This is a genomic window from Sinomicrobium kalidii (genome assembly GCF_021183825.1).
Lineage (GTDB): Bacteria > Bacteroidota > Bacteroidia > Flavobacteriales > Flavobacteriaceae > Sinomicrobium > Sinomicrobium kalidii.
This window is the reverse complement of the sequence record NZ_CP089211.1, coordinates 3,912,648-3,929,274: the sequence shown is the minus strand read 5'-3', so window position 1 is coordinate 3,929,274 and position 16,627 is coordinate 3,912,648. Positions and strand designations below refer to the sequence as shown.

Below are 16,627 nucleotides of genomic sequence, written 5' to 3'. Positions count from 1 at the left end.
AAGATATCATTATTGCGCAAACAGCTTCTTGTGCTTACTGCCCCATTCCTTTAACCGGTCCAGTATAGGCACTAATTCCTGCCCGCATGGAGTCAACTCATATTCTACACGGGGCGGAACTTCGGCATACACCGTTCTTTTTACCAGTTGATTGCCTTCCATTTTCCGGAGGTGCAGCGTAAGCATGCGTTCCGTAATATTGGGCATTCGCTTACGCAGCTCGCTGAAACGCAGCTTTCCGCCGGCCAGGTAACAACATATGGCTATGGTCCATCTTCCGCCTATGAGATTTGCGGCATAGACCTCATCGCATTCCGAATTCATGATCTGCCTGTTTTCATAGTTGGTAGAAGTCTTCTTTATTTTACTCATACTTACATTTTTGTTCGTACCGTACAATTGGATGGTAATATACGAAGTATATAGTTGCTTTTATATTTTTACCCCCGGAAAAAGGCCTTTCCGCATCATTATTAATCTGAATAAAATAAAAACATATCATGGAAACACTTGTTATTGTAATTCATCCCGAGCTCCAAAATTCCCTGGTGAACAAACGCTGGATCGAAGAACTGGAAAAGTATCCCCACAGGTATACCATACACGACCTGTACGGTGCTTATCCCGATGAGAAAATCGCCGTTGAAAAGGAACAGCAACTGGCTGAATCCTTTGACCGGATCGTATTCCAGTTCCCCTTCTATTGGTTTAACTGTCCGCCCTTGTTCAAAAAATGGCTCGATGAAGTATTGACCCACGGATGGGCTTATGGAAAAAACAGCCCGTATCAACTTAGCGGAAAGAAAATTGCGCTGGGAATCACGGCAGGTATTAACGAAGTGGATTACCACCCTTCCGGAAGGTACAAATATACACTGGAACGGCTAACAACCCCGTTCGAGCTCACTTTTGATTATATCCATGCCGATTATCGCTCGTTCTTTGCCTTCTACGGCGCCGAACACAACGGCACTCCGCAACGGATAGCTAAAAGTGCACACGAATACATAGACTTTATCGAAACATTATAGGATGTACCGCAGCATCTTTACGGGGTGCTGCGGTAAATTTACCTATTTAAGCATAATTTCCATGTATTTTGTCCCGGGCACCGGGTTGAACCTGTAGGGTCTTATTTCATAAAACCCCATTTTTTTATACAACCCGATCGCCGCCCGCATATCGGGCAAGGTATCCAGTCTCATCTTTTTATATCCTAGTTCTTCTGCGGTCCGGATGGCTTTGACCAAAAACCGCTTTCCAAGTCCTCTGCCCCGGGCTTCTTCTTTAAGGTACATCCTTTTGAGTTCGCATATGCCGGTGTCGAGCTTTCGAATCCCGAAACAGCCAAGTGGATTTTCTTCAGCATCAAAGGCAATAAAAAGTATGCCTCCCGGCCTCGAATATTGACTTTTAATTGTCTTTATTTCCTCATTAAAGTTCTGGAATTCCAGGTCCACACCAATCCCGACGGCATATTCCTTGAAAAGCGAGGTCGCCGTTTCATAATCTTTTTCAGTTGTTGCTTCGCGCAGTTGGGGGGCTATTGTTTTCACGCGCACTGTTATTTTTGAATTGAGGGTTTATCTAACTACAACTTTCGATCAAATTTACAGCTTTTGTATACAACAAAATTCGCCGTTACACAACCTCTCTGAGATACAACTGAAAAACACCTATTCACCGATTTGTTCACCGGATGGGACGAATTCAGGTGAACACAAACGATATTTAATGCTATATCTAAAACAAAAAGCACTGAAAACCATATGATTAACAATGCTTTTGATACTGAAAAGTCGGGGTGACAGGATTCGAACCTACGACCTCGTCGTCCCGAACGACGCGCGCTACCGGGCTGCGCTACACCCCGTGAATAATAAATTACAAAAAATCTGAGGGGTGCAAATATAGGATTTTTTTGTTAAAAATATCAACCATCTGTCTTTTACATATAAAACTTTGTAAATTGGTAATGTATAAGGTCTTGAACTGGTTTCAGCAACTTGCCACAACCTGCCATCTTATAAATACATCCTATGAAAAAAACACAAACACTCGGGCTTATTCTCATTATGTCGCTCATAGCCTGTGCACAGCAAAAAGACACCGAAATACACGAACCCGAAAACATAAATTATACCGTGGAAACCGTAGTTGACGGACTCAGCGTTCCATGGGCCATGGCCTTTCTTCCCGACAAAAGTATGCTGATTACGGAACGGTCAGGAGAGATCATCCACTTTAAGAACGGAGAGAAAATCGACATTGACAATGTTCCCGAAGTCGTAGCCCGGGGCCAGGGCGGATTACTGGACATTAAGCTTCATCCCGACTATAAAGAAAACGGCTGGATATACCTCTCTTACTCCTCTCCCGAAGGAACGGAAAACGGGGCCCATACCGCGATCATGAGAGCCCGGTTACGGGAAAACGCCCTGGTGGAAAAACAGCTTTTATACAAGGCCGAACCCAATACCCGTAAATCCCATCATTTCGGTTCCAGGTTTGCATTTGACAAAGACGGGTATCTTTATTTTTCAATCGGGGAACGGGGGGAACGCGACGTAAATCCGCAGGACATTACCCGTGACGGAGGAAAAATCTATCGTTTAAAAGATGACGGGAGCATCCCCGCGGATAATCCGTTTACAGACAATCCCAATGCCAAACATGCCATTTACAGTTACGGGCACCGAAATCCCCAGGGAATGGTCATACATCCCGAAACGGGGGAAGTCTGGACCCACGAACACGGTCCCAGGGGTGGCGACGAGATCAACATCATAAAAAAAGGGGCCAATTATGGATGGCCGGTGATCACTTACGGAATCAATTACAGCGGCACCAAAATCACCGATGAAACCGAAAAGGAAGGTATGGAACAACCGCTATACTACTGGGTGCCCTCTATCGCCCCCAGCGGAATGGCCTTCGTTACATCCGACATTTATCCTGACTGGAAAGGAAATCTTCTGGTCGGCGCCCTTGCCTTTCAATACCTGGAAAGGCTGGTCCTGGAAAACAATAAAGTGACCTATCGGGAAAAATTACTCACCGACATGGGGCGGATACGAGACGTAAGACAGGGGCCTGACGGATATATTTATGTCTCGGTTGAAGGAAAAGGCATCGTAAAGATTGTACCGAAACAGGCCTGACTTTTACCCGGTCCTCCTCATTTTAATATATGCAAACCTATCTGCCATGCCTGATATATCACCGTTTTCACCCAAAATGTCACAACTGTCATAATCTGAAAACCCGATTCCCGAATTTAAAACTAATTGCGTACCTTCGTATCCGAATTTTTTGGTCATAAAAAACGATAAAAATGAGTAAATACGATGTCATAATTGTGGGCAGTGGCCCCGGAGGATATGTTACTGCCATCAGAGCCTCTCAATTAGGCTTTAAGACTGCTATTGTTGAAAAAGAAAACCTGGGAGGTGTGTGTCTTAACTGGGGGTGTATCCCTACCAAGGCATTGCTCAAAAGTGCACAGGTGTTCGAATACCTGAAACATGCCGAAGACTACGGACTCAAAATAAAGGAATATGACAAGGACTTCAATGCCGTAATAAAAAGGAGCAGAAATGTGGCCGACGGAATGAGCAAAGGTGTTCAGTTCCTGATGAAGAAAAACAAAATTGACGTGATCAACGGTTTCGGGAAAGTCAAACCCGGTAAAAAAGTTGAAGTTACAGACGACAAGGACAAGAAAACAGAATACCAGGCAGACCACATCATCATAGCTACCGGAGCACGCTCCAGGGAATTGCCGAGCCTGCCGCAGGATGGAAAAAAGGTGATCGGCTACAGGGAAGCCATGAACCTGCCCGAACAACCGAAAAAAATGATCGTGGTAGGTTCCGGGGCCATAGGAATAGAGTTTGCCTATTTCTATAATGCCTTAGGCACCGAAGTTACCGTAGTGGAATTTATGCCCAACATCGTTCCGGTAGAAGACGAAGAAGTCTCCAAACAACTGGAAAGGAGCTTTAAAAAAGCAGGTGTAAAGATCATGACCTCCACCGAAGTGACCAAGGTAGATACTTCCGGAAAAGGTGTAAAAGCTACAGTAAAAACCAAGAAAGGCGAAGAAGTTCTCGAAGCCGATATTGTACTTTCCGCCGTAGGTATCAAGACGAACATAGAAAACATCGGTCTGGAAGAAGTGGGCATTGCCACAGATAAGGACAAGATCCTTGTCAACGACTATTACCAGACCAACATCCCAGGGTATTATGCCATTGGTGACGTAACACCGGGACAGGCTCTGGCTCACGTAGCCTCTGCTGAAGGTATCCTCTGCGTAGAAAAACTGGCAGATATGCATGTGGAACCTCTCGATTACGGCAACATTCCGGGATGTACGTACTGCATGCCTGAAGTAGCATCCGTTGGCCTGACCGAAAAACAGGCCAAAGAAAAAGGATACGACATCAAAGTAGGTAAATTCCCGTTCTCCGCTTCCGGTAAAGCCAAGGCCAGCGGTAATGCAGACGGGTTTGTCAAAGTGATCTTCGACGCCAAATACGGCGAATGGCTGGGCTGTCATATGATCGGCGCCGGAGTGACCGATATGATCGCGGAAGCAGTGGTAGCCCGCAAACTGGAAACCACGGGTCACGAAGTGCTCAAGGCCGTTCACCCGCACCCCACCATGAGCGAAGCAGTGATGGAAGCGGTTGCAGATGCTTATGATGAAGTAATTCACCTCTAAGAATTCATAAAATAACTTTATATAAAAGCTTCTGCGGACCACCATATCCCGGAAGCTTTTTTTTAACCATTAATATTATGCTGAAAAATTTCAGGATCACTGCCATTCTCGAAGGCATATCCTACCTGCTCCTGTTCCTCGTGGGAATGCCGCTGAAATATATATTCGCCCATACTGCTACCAATATGGTCATCGGTTATATACATGGTTTTTTGTTTATACTTTACGTAATCCTTGCCGTCCTGGTGTGCTACAGAAAAGGCTGGAATTTAAAACGGTTTTTCCTGCTTTTTATCGCTGCACTTTTACCTTTCGGTACCTTTTACGCAGAGAAAAAGTACCTCAGGGAGGGTTAGACCACCTTGTAAACATCTATTTTCAGGACTATTTAACGCGTCAGTTATAACCCAACTTCGCGAGATAAGTCTTATTTTTGCCCGGTAATACTTAAATGCTGATAAGATGAAAAAGATTGTACTGTTAATTACCATTGGCTTCTTTACCATGTCAAACCTGCACGCACAGGAAGGAGAAGATTTACTCAAAGGTAAATGGCTTGCAGGAGGTGCTTTCGGTTTTTCCAAAGATAAGAATTCGGGAACGGAAACTACCGACTTCTCCATATTACCCTCCGTAGGTTTTTTTCTCGATAACGATCTTGCCGTAGGTTTGAGTGCCGGATACGAACAAACCAAAGTAGAGGTTGACGGAGAAAGTTCCAAAAAAGAATTTTACGGCATACTTCCCTACGCCAGGAAATACTGGTTTCCCGCCTCCAAACTGATGCCTTTTGCCCAGGGCGACGTACGACTGGGCTGGGCCAAGGACAGCAGTGCGGACAACTTTGCCTGGGGCATTAACCTGCGTCCGGGACTTACCTACAGGCTTAACGACAGTATCGCTTTTGACGCCATCATCGGGCGGTTCGGTTATGACAACGAAGGAAAGGAGTCGGACAATTACGGCTTCGGACTGGACCTTACCGAACTGAAGCTGGGTATTATCGTATTCCTTTAAAAAACGATCCTTTTTATAAATATTGCTTTTACAGACTACAAAACAATGCAACTGACTGAACTGAACGCCATTTCCCCGATTGACGGAAGATACAGAAACAAAACCGGAAACCTGGCCCCTTTCTTTTCCGAGGAGGCCCTTATCAAATACCGGGTCCGGGTAGAAATTGAATACTTTATTGCCCTGTGCAACCTTCCCCTGCCGCAATTAAAGGAGTTTGATACTTCCCTTTTCGGAGAACTGAGAAGTATCTATACCGATTTTTCGGCCGGGGATGCAAAGGCCGTAAAAGAGATTGAAAAAACTACCAATCACGATGTCAAGGCGGTGGAATATTTCATAAAACAGAAATTTGACGCCCTCGGACTGTCCACTTCCAAGGAGTTTATACATTTTGGCCTTACTTCCCAGGATATCAACAACACTTCCATTCCGTTATCATTGAAGGAAGCGGTCGCCGAAGTATACATCCCCTGTCTTGAGGACGTAACTACCAAACTCAAAGAACTCGCAGCATCGTGGGCAGACATTCCCATGCTGGCCCGTACCCACGGACAACCCGCCTCTCCTACCCGGCTGGGCAAGGAAGTACAGGTGTTCGTTACCCGTATTGAGGAACAGCTGAACACCCTCAAAAACATCCCTTATGCAGCCAAGTTCGGCGGGGCCACGGGCAATTACAACGCCCACCACGTGGCATATCCCGATACGGACTGGAAGGCATTCGGTACTCACTTTGTTGAAGAAATGCTGGGACTGCACCACTCTTTCCCCACCACCCAGATCGAACACTACGACCACATGGCAGCGCTGTTCGACGTCCTGAAACGTATTAATACGATCTTAATCGACCTGGACAGGGATATCTGGACCTACATTTCCATGGATTATTTCAAACAAAAGATAAAGAAAGGCGAAGTAGGATCATCCGCAATGCCGCATAAGGTTAACCCTATAGACTTTGAAAATTCCGAAGGAAACCTGGGTATCGCCAACGCGGTATTTGAACATTTATCGGCTAAACTTCCGATATCCCGGTTGCAGCGGGACCTTACGGACAGCACCGTGTTGCGGAACATAGGTGTGCCTTTCGGACATACGGTAATAGGCTTTTTGTCTACCCTGAAGGGATTGAACAAATTATTACTCAACAAGGACAAGTTTGCCGAAGACCTCGAAAACAACTGGGCCGTGGTGGCCGAAGCCATACAGACCATTCTGCGAAGAGAGGGTTATCCCAACCCGTACGAAGCCCTCAAGGGACTTACCCGTACGAATGAAAAAATAAACCGGGAATCCATAGCAAAATTTATAGACACCCTGGAAGTTTCAGATGCTGTTAAAAGTGAATTGAAACAAATCACCCCGGCCAACTATACGGGAATATAACCGGTACGGTTATCAATCTATAATATATAATACCTGACAATCAAAAAAGGCTTCGACTGCAATAACAATCGAAGCCTTTTTCAATGGATATTACAAAACCCTACTCGCCGAAAAGCCCCTTTAACTCGCCGAGTTTATCATCGTCAATATCGGCTTTTTCGATGATCTTGATGAATTCTACCATCTTTTCGGGATTCATGTCCTTGCCGAGGATACGGACAAGGGCAAAACCACGGTCGTTATCCGTTCCGAAGAATATGACCTCTTCTATGGCGTCCTCATTTCCCAGGTATTTCAGCACCGCCCGTTTGTTTTTGTCAGACAGCCGGAGCAGGTCGTGAAAGTTTTCTCCGGAAAGTATACTGTTCACCTTTGCTTTTTCCGCTTCGTAAACCGATCTGTTTTCAGCAGTTACCGGCAGGGCCAGGACATTCAGTTTTTTTATGGAATTATAGGCTTCCTTCTGGTCTTCGGTAAGTTCCGCATTGGTAATATTGAGCATCCCCGAAGGGATATCAAGGCTTACAAACCCCTCTTTCTCCACACTGTCCACGTAATATCGCTGGAGGCTTTGCTTATTGCTGCATGCTCCCATCACCAGGAGAAGCATTCCCAATACAATCCCCTTCCATAAATTATGTCGTCGTTTCATCGGTATGTTTTTTAAGTTGAAATTGGTGTGCCTGCCACATTTTCATCCGCAGGTTTAATTATTTGTTTTTTCCCGCTTCATCCAGTTCGGAGGGAAGGTTCATTTTTTTGGTGAGCATACTTATTTTGTTCAGGTCAATATCACCGGTAAGCGACAGCAATACGGTTTCCAGTTTTTTACCGTGCACTTCCACTTCCTTCAACCCTGAAACAAACATCAGGAGCTCACTTACATGGTCCTCATCGCGGCCCGGCCTGATATAAAACTTCACATTGGAATCCTCGTCCTTTATCCGCATCAGCTCTTCCAAAGAAGCATCTTTGATATACTCATCCATCGTGGACCGCATCTCACGGGCAATGGTTTTGTTTTCCGTCGTAAACACTTTCAGGTTTTTCAGGGTCTTTACCATGTCCATGAACTCCCGGGCCTCCGGATCATCTGCTTCTATCCTGGAGAATAGCTTGAACATATTTTGATTAACCACTACGGCCGACACGTCGTCCATCGCTTCGAACCTGTCGAAAACGGACTGTGAGAACCCGAGGAAAGGCAGTACGGCCAATAACATACACACCATCCACTTCCTGCCTGTCATTTGGGTTAATCCTGTGGTTCTTTCTTGTTTCCTATGGCTTTCCGACCGGAAAGTGCCATTGAATGCCTTCAACTTTTTCATTTTTTCTGTTTTTACTGTAAAATCGTTATTGTTTTGTTTTTCCTTCTTCTATTATTACCCCTTTTAAAATCCGGATATATTCACCTGTTTTTCAGTTTCTTTTTCTCTTAACTATTTATTTTCCGGAGGTAATATCTTGTTTTTCGCTGCTTCAAATTCGTTCAGGTATTCCATTTTATTTGCCCCTTTATTGAGATTTTTACCCACCATATAGAGGGCCTGTACGGTTTCTTCATAGGCCAGCAGCGCTTCTTTTTCTTCCGTGGAAGGACCACCGGATAACCAGACCCCCAATGCTATAACTACTGTTGCTGCTACGGAAAACCAGGCGTAATACCGTTTCCTGCCGGACCTCAGACGGAATTCCCTGGCCGATTTTTCTTCCCTCGCCTCAGAAAAAAAACGGAACATCGGCTGGTACGCCCGGAGGTGCGGGGCCACTTCATCCTGTGAAAAATAGGTTTTCAGGACTTTTTCTTCCGCTAAAGTGGTTGTGCCCTCAAAATATTTTTCGATGTATTGTTCTATCTTAGCCAACTCCATAATTGTGTTTTTTTATCAGTTCTTCGCGGACTGTCTTCCTGGCCCTGGAAAGGGCTACCCGCACTGCGGTAGGGTTCATGTCCAGCATGTCACTTATTTCTTCAAATTCATATTGTTCCACGTCCCTGAGCTGTAAAATAATTTTTTGCTGTTCCGGAAGCCGCTCCATGATTTCCTGCATCAGGGATACACTGTCCCGGGCTTCCAGTTGCCGTTGCAGGGAAGTGTTCTCGTCCGTATAATTGCTGTGCACTAGTTTCAGGTTTCCGGCCTGTTTGGAGCGCAACCGGTCCAGGCAGTAATTTTTGGTCGCTGTCACCGCAAAGGCCTCCACACTCCGGTAAGTCGCTATTTTACTTTTGTTGGTCCACAATTTCAGCAACACCTCCTGCATGGCATCTTCAGCTTCTTCGGTAGATACGAGAAGTCGTTTGGCCAGCCGGAACAACTTGTCCTTAAAAGGCATTACCGTATGCAAAAACTCTGCCTGCTTCATACTTAATTAACTGGTTAGTTTTGGAGTTGAGGAGTTTGGGAGTCCTGGAGGTGTTTTGTATTTTGCTAGTTAATATTTTCTCATCAACTCATCAACTCATCAACTCATCAACTCATAAGGAAGACGAACCAGATTAAAAAATGTTACAAAAAATTTTCAAAAGCCAATAATTAGAGTAAATTTAGCGTTTTATAATAAGATATACGCCCCTCTCCTTCTTAGACAAACAACCGGAATGGTTGTTTGTTAATGCTCTTAATTATTTTAACTCAATCCTAACGGGCCCTGAAGACAAGGAACCCCCGATTTTGTTTTTACGGCCAAAAACCTAAATCTATGAAAAAGCTTTTTTATCTTTTTATAACGGGCTTTATTTTTTGGAGTTGTTCAGACAAGGACGACGACGCATTTGTTCCCAACCCTTCGGAAAACCTGGAAGTGCAGGATTTTATATGGAAGGGGTTGAACCTTTGGTATTTCTGGCAGGGGGATGTTGAGGATTTAAGTGACACACGGTTTTCTTCCAATCAGGAATACCAGGACTTTTTAAGCAGTTATTCCGATCCGGCAGAACTGTTCGATCACTTAAAATACTACAGAAGTGAATCAGACAGAGACCGCTTTTCCTGGATCGAAGAAGATTATAATGATCTTATCAATTCCCAGCAAGGCATATACAAGACAAATGGTGTAGAGTTTGGTTTGGTTCAATTCTCTAACAGCAACGATGTTTTTGGTTATGTTCGGTATATCCTTCCGGACTCAGATGCATCTACAAAGGATATACACCGTGGAGATATATTTACGGGGGTAAACGGTACTACACTCACCGTTAACAATTACCAGGATTTACTGTTCGGGCAAAATGATTCATACACACTGAACATGGCCGATATTGAAAACAGTACAATAACCCCCAATGGGGAAGAAGTGTCACTTATTAAGCATGAATATACCGAAAACCCCGTATTTGTTCATACCATTACCGAACAGGGAGGGCGTAAAATCGGCTACCTGATGTATAACGGTTTTACAAGAACCTTCGACACTGAATTAAATGCTGTTTTCGGAGAATTTAAAAGTGAAGGGATCACTGATCTGGTTCTCGATCTACGATACAATCCAGGGGGTTCCGTAAGATCGGCACTTCAATTATCCAGTATGATTACCGGACAGTTTACCGGAGAGCTCTTTATCAGGCAACGGTACAACGACAAGGTACAATCTCAGTTTCCAGACAGTGACCTGGAAGATTATTTCCCGGATGAACTTTCAGACGGAAGTGCCATAAACAGTTTAGAACTTAATCAGGTATATGTATTGGCACTGGGAAGCAGCGCTTCAGCAAGCGAACTGATTATAAACGGATTAGACCCTTATATTAATGTAGTACACATCGGGACAACCACTACGGGGAAAAATGAATTTTCCGTAACCCTGGTGGATGACCCCGGCAATAGCTATATCTACAATTCAAATCGTTCAAATAATATTAATAAAAATCATACCTGGGGGATGCAACCCCTTTTAGGCAGGAATGAAAACGCCGACGGTTTTTCAGATTATACTGAAGGACTGGAACCCGACATCAAATTTCAGGAAGACTTGGAAGATCTTGGAGTGTTAGGAAACGCGAATGAACCTTTACTGGCAAGAGCCATACAGGAAATTACCGGTATTTCCGCAAGATCACTGGAAATCTGGCCTGAAATGCCAATTCATGATCTCACCGATTCCAAACATTTTACGCCTATGAAAGACAATATGTATATAGCGCCTGAAAAACTGAAATAAAAAAGAAGGTGTCTAAAAAGTGGATTTCCATGTTTCTGTCACTCCAGGCCTTTCGGCTGTCGCTCAGGGTAAACTACTTTTTAAACACCTTCCAAATTATCTTTTGTTCTCAGTCTAAAACACCAAACTAAACCCGACTCTTACATTCCTCCCTTTCGTAGTATACCCTGCCAACTCCACATAATCCTCATTAAAGATATTGCTTACGTTAGCAAAGAGTTTCATCTTGTTCTTCAAGATGTCGTGGCTTAAATACACATCAAAAGTAGAAAAGCTGTCCATTTGTATGTTCCCCGAGTCGAGGCGGTCGTCCATATACTGGTAGCTTACCGAGGCGAAAGTGGTCGGGCACAGGTTAAACCCGGCCGTGGCGTTCACTTTATGTTTGGGAATACGCAGCGCTACCTGGTCACGGTTTTCCGTAAAGGTGTAATTGGCATCCAGCTGCACAAAATCCACAGGTTTTACGGAAACCTCGGCTTCTACCCCGTTTACGGTAAAATCTCCCGCCACATTGCAGTACTGGTATATGAAATTATCCGGGTCAATAAGCAGGTAATCGATCCGGTTTTCCTCATTTCTGTTAAAATACAATGCGCTCAACCGCCATACACCGGAACCGAATTCCAGTCCGCCTTCCAGTGTCCGGTCTTCTTCGGGGTCCAGGTCCGGGTTAGGACCGAAAGCGCCGTAGAGTTGCGACAGGCTCGGCGCTATATAGGAGGTACTGAATGACCCCAGGGCCTTGATATAACTGTTATCCTGTAATGAAAATGTAAAGGAAGGGTTCAGGTTATAGGTAAAATGCGTACCGTATTCACTGTGGTTGTTCAGCCTGGCTCCCGCATTCACATTCAACCCGAAACCGGACACCCAAACCACATTGGCATACGGATCAGTGATGGTAAAATCCCGGTCCCTGTCAAATTCGGCTTCGTTACGGATATAGTTCAATCCTACGATGGTATAAAAACTGTCGTTAAAATTGTATTTGTTATATACATCTGCCACAAGACTGTTGGCATTATAGGCCGAGGGAAAATCAGACTTCGTTTCCCGTTCTATTTTGTTATAAGCTATACTGGCCTGTACACTTCCGTTCGTATAACTGAATTTCGGAGCGATCCCCGCACGGTATTGTTTACTGATACTTTGGTCCGGCGTATCCGCAAAACCCGCATCGGTATAACCGTCAATATCCACCTTAAACTTATCGTAATTCCCAAACACATCCACGGAAAAACGCTCTGAGGCCTCATACCCTACTTTCACATTGGTATTAAAACGCGAAAAAGGGTCCCTTTCCGTACCCGAAACTGCTGCGGACAATCCGTCGGTGTACTGCTGGGAAAACCCGGCCATGTAATTTACCCTGCCCGAAGTTCCGCTAACGGCCACGCTATTGGAAAAATCAGCCAGGTCATAGTCCTGGTCATTATGGGCCTGATTGGTACCTACACTCGAACGGAAGGTTGCCGACAAGAGTTTAGCTGTCGCTTTTTTGGTAGTAATGTTTATCATTGCCGTAGCGGCGGCGTTTCCGTAAAGCGTACTTGCCGCCCCTTTAACGATCTCTACCGATTCCACCTGGCTCAGGTCCACCAGCCGCAAATCGAAATCATTGTAAATAGCCGACGGGTCGGAAACCTGTACCCCATCTATGAGCACAAGCACCTGCCGGTTGGCCCCGCCCCGGATATAATAACCGAGATTTTGTCCGGCATTACTCCGGCTACCCCCGATCTCAATACCGCTTTTGGTATTGATCACCTCTGCCAGACTCTTTCCCTGGTTCTTTTCCAGTTCTTCGGCCGTGATCTTAATAACCGTTTTCCCGGAATTTTCACGTTTCAGTTCAAAGCGGGAATCGGCGACCACCACTTCGTCCAGTTGCTGTACTTCCTGGGCAAAGCCCGCAGCGCATAACAGTGACAATGCACCGAAAGTAATTGTTCTTTTTTTCATTTTTGTGTAATAATTGGGAAAAAAGCATGGCTGTGCATGCGCAAACTTTTATCCCGAAAGTTTGACATCCGTTTTTAAAATCCGGCAGGTCTCCTGGCTTGCGTCCTGTTGCCGGCCTTCCCGCCCCGACAGTTATCGGGACAGTGGCAGCGAAGTAATTGCAACAGGCATCCCAAAACGGGACTGAGCATACAGTTGCGGGTACAGCCCGGGCTTCACACCCGGTTCCCTTTTTCATCGGCAATGCCGAACCAGATTTTGCCGCGAAGATACAAACTAAAGTATGAAGTATGAAGCCGGAGGTTTGAAATTCCTGTGTATGGTGCAGGCACCGGAGAAGGGCCACGGATACACGATGTTCTTATTGCAGGTTGCCGTGCTGATCGCTTTTTAAAAAAGAAAAAATCCCTTCCGGAATGAAGACCTTCATTTTGTCTTATGGATTTTAAAACAGTGAAATACATCAATATACACAACATTATTAACACCGGTCTCCGGTCATCCGTCATCAATACCCTGCCTATCTTCCGTCAATCCCCTTTACTTCCGACTTCTCATTTCTAACCTCATACTTCATATTTGTTATTTATCCATATAAAGTAACTCCCAACATGATTGTTACAGGGATATTAGCTACCTTTGTACCGTTCATACATACTATTTCCCATTATAAGTGAGGTTGCACCCGGACTGTCGGGGCGATCTCTTAAAAAGGAACCGTGTGAAAATCACGGGCTGACGCGCAACTGTGAGTAACGCAGAATTGCTGCCGCAAACTACACGATCCATTGTCCTCCCGAAAGGATGAGAAGGATGGCAGCAATGTTACGAGCCAGGAGACTTGCTTATAATGCAGAGACGTATGCTTTCGCGGTTTTGAAGCAGTAGTCGGGATATTTTTACAGGTGAATGGCACCGGAAAGGTGTACTGTTCATCTTCATATTTCATATCCTCTCCTCTACGATTCTTCTAAGGCATACGGAAAAATAGTGGGAACATTGATTTATTTGATGTTTAACTTAATGCTATTTTAAAATGCAAAAAAACAATTTGGGTTACCCCCGTATCGGCGCCCGTCGTGAATTGAAAAAGGCCTGTGAACGGTACTGGTCGGGCAAGATTGACCGGGAAGAACTCCTCTCGGTCGCCGAAAAACTGCGCAGGCAGAACTGGACCGTACAACAGGAAGCGGGCATAGACCTGGTGCCCTGCAATGATTTCAGCTTTTACGACCAGGTCCTGGACATGTCACTTTCCCTGGGAGCCATTCCGAAACGCTATACCCCGGTATTGACACAGAACAGGGAAAACACCGAACTCGACCTGTACTTTGCCATGGCCAGGGGCTATCAGAAAGACGGACTGGACATCACGGCCATGGAAATGACCAAGTGGTTCGACACCAATTATCATTATATCGTTCCGGAATTTTACAAAGAACAGGAGTTCAAATGGTTCTCCTCCAAAATAACCGAAGAGTTCACGGAAGCCAAAAAGGCAGTAAAAAAAACACCGAAACCGGTACTCATAGGCCCTGTATCTTATTTGTTACTGGGCAAGGAAAAAGAAGAAGGTTTTCACCGTATTGACCTTCTGAAAAAACTGCTTCCCGTTTATGTGGAAATCCTGAGCGAACTCAAGGCACTGGGCGCGGAATGGATACAACTCGACGAACCCTTTTTGTCCCTTGACCTTACCGAAAAAGAAAAAGAAGCCTACAAAACAGCCTACGAAGCCATTGCAAAAGCGTGCAAGGGCATAAACATTATGGTAGCCACCTATTTCGAGGAACCGGGAGACAATACCGCCCTGGCCGTTTCCCTGCCCGTGTCTGCCCTGCATATAGACCTGGTACGGGCCCCGCAACAGCTCGATGCCATATTGGAAGCAGCTCCGGAAAGCCTGTCACTCTCACTCGGGGTTGTGGACGGGCGCAATATCTGGAAAAACAATTATGAAAAATCACTGGACTACATCCGAAAGGCCATTGATGCAATCGGTGAAGAACGCCTGTTTATAGCACCTTCGTGCTCCCTGCTCCACACACCTTACGACCTGGATGCAGAAACCGGTATTGATCCCGAAATAAAGAACTGGCTGGCCTTTGCAAAACAAAAACTGGGAGAAATATCCGATCTTTCCGATATCCTGGAAGGCAATGAGGGCCTGCTGGAAGAAAACCGGAAGGCCATTGAAAGCAGGCGTATATCATCGCAAATTCACAAACAGGAAGTCAAGGACCGGGTAGCAGCCATTTCCGAGAAGGACACTACCCGGCACGTGGGCTTTGCCCTTCGGCAAAAAATTCAGAAAAACCGTTTCGGGCTGCCACTTTACCCTACTACTACCATCGGTTCGTTTCCCCAAACCACAGATATCCGGAGATTACGGGCCAGGTTAAAGAAAGGTGAACTCACCCGGGCCGAATACGAAGCCAGAATTGAAAAAGCCACTATAGAAGCCATCCGTACCCAGGAAAAAATAGGACTGGACGTATTGGTCCACGGTGAATTTGAACGCAACGACATGGTGGAATATTTCGGGGAACTGCTGGAAGGATTCCTCTTTACCAGGAACGGCTGGGTACAAAGCTACGGCAGCCGGTGTGTAAAACCCCCGATCATCTACGGTGACGTAAGCCGGCCGGAAGACATGACCGTACGCTGGAGCCGCTTTGCACAACAACATACCGACAGGATCGTGAAGGGAATGCTTACCGGCCCCGTGACCATCCTGCAATGGTCTTTTGTACGGGACGATCAGGCACGTTCGGCAACTACATTCCAGATTGCCCTGGCCATAAGGGATGAAGTTGTAGCCCTGGAAAAGGCAGGTATTTCAATGATCCAGATCGACGAACCTGCCATACGGGAAGGTTTGCCACTCCGAAAGAAGGACTGGCCTGCCTACCTGAACTGGGCCATCGGGGCATTCCGTATCGCTGCCAGTGGTGTTCAGGACGAAACCCAGATACACACCCATATGTGCTACAGTGAGTTTAACGACATCATTGAACACATTGCCGCCATGGACGCCGATGTGATCACCATTGAAACTTCGCGTTCACAAATGGAACTCCTGGAAGCATTTGCAGATTTCAAATATCCGAATGAAATAGGTCCGGGGGTTTACGACATTCACTCCCCGAGGGTACCTACCGTAGAAGAAATGGTAACCTTGCTCCGGAAAGCAAGCGCCTTACTCCCGGAAGAGAATATCTGGGTAAACCCGGATTGCGGCCTTAAAACCCGGAAGTGGGAAGAGACCGAAGCGGCCCTCACCAATATGGTACAGGCAGCCAAAAAGATAAGGGAAAAAGTAGAACAGGTTGTTTCTTAGGCTTTAATTTTATATTTGAGAGGTTG

15 protein-coding genes, 1 tRNA gene and 2 riboswitches are annotated in these 16,627 nt (G+C 45.6%); of the genes, 8 read left to right on the top strand and 8 right to left on the bottom strand.

Annotation, left to right across the window (positions count from 1 at the left end; all coding sequences use genetic code 11):
* Window positions 1-9: 9 nt before the first annotated feature.
* On the bottom strand, window positions 10-372 hold the full coding sequence (locus LS482_RS15960; protein WP_233028507.1) for a winged helix-turn-helix transcriptional regulator: 363 nt from the start codon (window positions 370-372) through the stop codon (window positions 10-12).
* A gap of 128 nt (window positions 373-500) precedes the next feature.
* On the opposite strand from LS482_RS15960, the gene LS482_RS15955 reads away from it, so the two are divergent.
* Window positions 501-1,031, top strand: coding sequence for an NAD(P)H-dependent oxidoreductase (locus tag LS482_RS15955; RefSeq protein ID WP_233028506.1), 531 nt, complete (start codon window positions 501-503; stop codon window positions 1,029-1,031).
* Between the two features lie 42 nt (window positions 1,032-1,073).
* Here LS482_RS15955 and LS482_RS15950 read toward each other — a convergent pair whose 3' ends face one another.
* Both LS482_RS15950 and LS482_RS15945 read right to left on the bottom strand, forming a co-directional pair.
* On the bottom strand, window positions 1,074-1,556 hold the full coding sequence (locus LS482_RS15950) for a GNAT family N-acetyltransferase (protein ID WP_233028505.1): 483 nt from the start codon (window positions 1,554-1,556) through the stop codon (window positions 1,074-1,076).
* Between the two features lie 243 nt (window positions 1,557-1,799).
* Window positions 1,800-1,873, bottom strand: a tRNA-Pro gene (locus tag LS482_RS15945).
* A gap of 166 nt (window positions 1,874-2,039) precedes the next feature.
* On the opposite strand from LS482_RS15945, the gene LS482_RS15940 reads away from it, so the two are divergent.
* From LS482_RS15940 to purB, 5 genes are all read left to right on the top strand, one after another.
* The gene (locus LS482_RS15940) at window positions 2,040-3,161 is read left to right on the top strand and encodes a PQQ-dependent sugar dehydrogenase (RefSeq protein WP_233028504.1); all 1,122 of its coding nucleotides are present in this window, start codon (window positions 2,040-2,042) and stop codon (window positions 3,159-3,161) included.
* Window positions 3,162-3,334: 173 nt separating this feature from the next.
* Window positions 3,335-4,726 (top strand): dihydrolipoyl dehydrogenase, encoded by a 1,392-nt coding sequence (gene lpdA / locus LS482_RS15935; protein ID WP_233028503.1) that lies wholly within the window; start codon window positions 3,335-3,337, stop codon window positions 4,724-4,726.
* 77 nt (window positions 4,727-4,803) lie between these two features.
* Window positions 4,804-5,082, top strand: a complete 279-nt coding sequence (locus tag LS482_RS15930) for a DUF3817 domain-containing protein (protein ID WP_233028502.1) — start codon at window positions 4,804-4,806, stop codon at window positions 5,080-5,082.
* A 106-nt stretch (window positions 5,083-5,188) separates the two neighbouring features.
* Window positions 5,189-5,743, top strand: a complete 555-nt coding sequence (locus tag LS482_RS15925; RefSeq protein WP_233028501.1) for an outer membrane beta-barrel protein — start codon at window positions 5,189-5,191, stop codon at window positions 5,741-5,743.
* A 45-nt stretch (window positions 5,744-5,788) separates the two neighbouring features.
* The gene (gene purB / locus LS482_RS15920) at window positions 5,789-7,132 is read left to right on the top strand and encodes an adenylosuccinate lyase (RefSeq protein WP_233028500.1); all 1,344 of its coding nucleotides are present in this window, start codon (window positions 5,789-5,791) and stop codon (window positions 7,130-7,132) included.
* Between the two features lie 100 nt (window positions 7,133-7,232).
* Here purB and LS482_RS15915 read toward each other — a convergent pair whose 3' ends face one another.
* The 4 genes from LS482_RS15915 to LS482_RS15900 form a co-directional block, all read right to left on the bottom strand.
* Window positions 7,233-7,784, bottom strand: a complete 552-nt coding sequence (locus LS482_RS15915; RefSeq protein WP_233028499.1) for a GFO_1091 family lipoprotein — start codon at window positions 7,782-7,784, stop codon at window positions 7,233-7,235.
* A gap of 58 nt (window positions 7,785-7,842) precedes the next feature.
* Window positions 7,843-8,364, bottom strand: coding sequence for a GFO_1090 family protein (locus LS482_RS15910; protein WP_496560028.1), 522 nt, complete (start codon window positions 8,362-8,364; stop codon window positions 7,843-7,845).
* Between the two features lie 210 nt (window positions 8,365-8,574).
* Window positions 8,575-9,006 (bottom strand): PG0215 family putative anti-sigma factor, encoded by a 432-nt coding sequence (locus LS482_RS15905; RefSeq protein ID WP_233028498.1) that lies wholly within the window; start codon window positions 9,004-9,006, stop codon window positions 8,575-8,577.
* Window positions 8,993-9,502: a GFO_1088 family ECF-type sigma factor gene (locus LS482_RS15900; protein ID WP_233028497.1), complete on the bottom strand. Its 510-nt coding sequence runs from the start codon at window positions 9,500-9,502 to the stop codon at window positions 8,993-8,995. The genes LS482_RS15905 and LS482_RS15900 overlap by 14 nt, the downstream gene beginning before the upstream one ends.
* A gap of 336 nt (window positions 9,503-9,838) precedes the next feature.
* Here LS482_RS15900 and LS482_RS15895 point away from each other — a divergent pair, with 336 nt between their 5' ends.
* Window positions 9,839-11,296 (top strand): GFO_1087 family putative carboxy terminal peptidase, encoded by a 1,458-nt coding sequence (locus tag LS482_RS15895; protein ID WP_233028496.1) that lies wholly within the window; start codon window positions 9,839-9,841, stop codon window positions 11,294-11,296.
* Between the two features lie 114 nt (window positions 11,297-11,410).
* On the opposite strand, the gene LS482_RS15890 is transcribed toward LS482_RS15895, so the two are convergent.
* The gene (locus LS482_RS15890; protein ID WP_233028495.1) at window positions 11,411-13,261 is read right to left on the bottom strand and encodes a TonB-dependent receptor plug domain-containing protein; all 1,851 of its coding nucleotides are present in this window, start codon (window positions 13,259-13,261) and stop codon (window positions 11,411-11,413) included.
* 66 nt (window positions 13,262-13,327) lie between these two features.
* Window positions 13,328-13,532: riboswitch (cobalamin riboswitch) on the bottom strand.
* Between the two features lie 383 nt (window positions 13,533-13,915).
* A riboswitch (cobalamin riboswitch) is annotated at window positions 13,916-14,124 on the top strand.
* A gap of 173 nt (window positions 14,125-14,297) precedes the next feature.
* On the opposite strand from LS482_RS15890, the gene metE reads away from it, so the two are divergent.
* Window positions 14,298-16,601 (top strand): 5-methyltetrahydropteroyltriglutamate--homocysteine S-methyltransferase, encoded by a 2,304-nt coding sequence (metE, locus tag LS482_RS15885; RefSeq protein WP_233028494.1) that lies wholly within the window; start codon window positions 14,298-14,300, stop codon window positions 16,599-16,601.
* The last annotated feature ends 26 nt before the right edge of the window (window positions 16,602-16,627 follow it).

Bases quoted from the DNA above. Each gene is read 5' to 3' on its own strand.
- LS482_RS15960 (WP_233028507.1), bottom strand. From the start codon at position 372: ATGAGTAAAATAAAGAAGACTTCTACCAACTATGAAAACAGGCAGATC.
- LS482_RS15955 (WP_233028506.1), top strand. From the start codon at position 501: ATGGAAACACTTGTTATTGTAATTCATCCCGAGCTCCAAAATTCCCTG.
- LS482_RS15940 (WP_233028504.1), top strand. From the start codon at position 2,040: ATGAAAAAAACACAAACACTCGGGCTTATTCTCATTATGTCGCTCATA.
- lpdA (WP_233028503.1), top strand. From the start codon at position 3,335: ATGAGTAAATACGATGTCATAATTGTGGGCAGTGGCCCCGGAGGATAT.
- LS482_RS15930 (WP_233028502.1), top strand. From the start codon at position 4,804: ATGCTGAAAAATTTCAGGATCACTGCCATTCTCGAAGGCATATCCTAC.
- LS482_RS15925 (WP_233028501.1), top strand. From the start codon at position 5,189: ATGAAAAAGATTGTACTGTTAATTACCATTGGCTTCTTTACCATGTCA.
- purB (WP_233028500.1), top strand. From the start codon at position 5,789: ATGCAACTGACTGAACTGAACGCCATTTCCCCGATTGACGGAAGATAC.
- LS482_RS15915 (WP_233028499.1), bottom strand. From the start codon at position 7,784: ATGAAACGACGACATAATTTATGGAAGGGGATTGTATTGGGAATGCTT.
- LS482_RS15910 (WP_496560028.1), bottom strand. From the start codon at position 8,364: ATGGTGTGTATGTTATTGGCCGTACTGCCTTTCCTCGGGTTCTCACAG.
- LS482_RS15905 (WP_233028498.1), bottom strand. From the start codon at position 9,006: ATGGAGTTGGCTAAGATAGAACAATACATCGAAAAATATTTTGAGGGC.
- LS482_RS15900 (WP_233028497.1), bottom strand. From the start codon at position 9,502: ATGAAGCAGGCAGAGTTTTTGCATACGGTAATGCCTTTTAAGGACAAG.
- LS482_RS15895 (WP_233028496.1), top strand. From the start codon at position 9,839: ATGAAAAAGCTTTTTTATCTTTTTATAACGGGCTTTATTTTTTGGAGT.
- LS482_RS15890 (WP_233028495.1), bottom strand. From the start codon at position 13,261: ATGAAAAAAAGAACAATTACTTTCGGTGCATTGTCACTGTTATGCGCT.
- metE (WP_233028494.1), top strand. From the start codon at position 14,298: ATGCAAAAAAACAATTTGGGTTACCCCCGTATCGGCGCCCGTCGTGAA.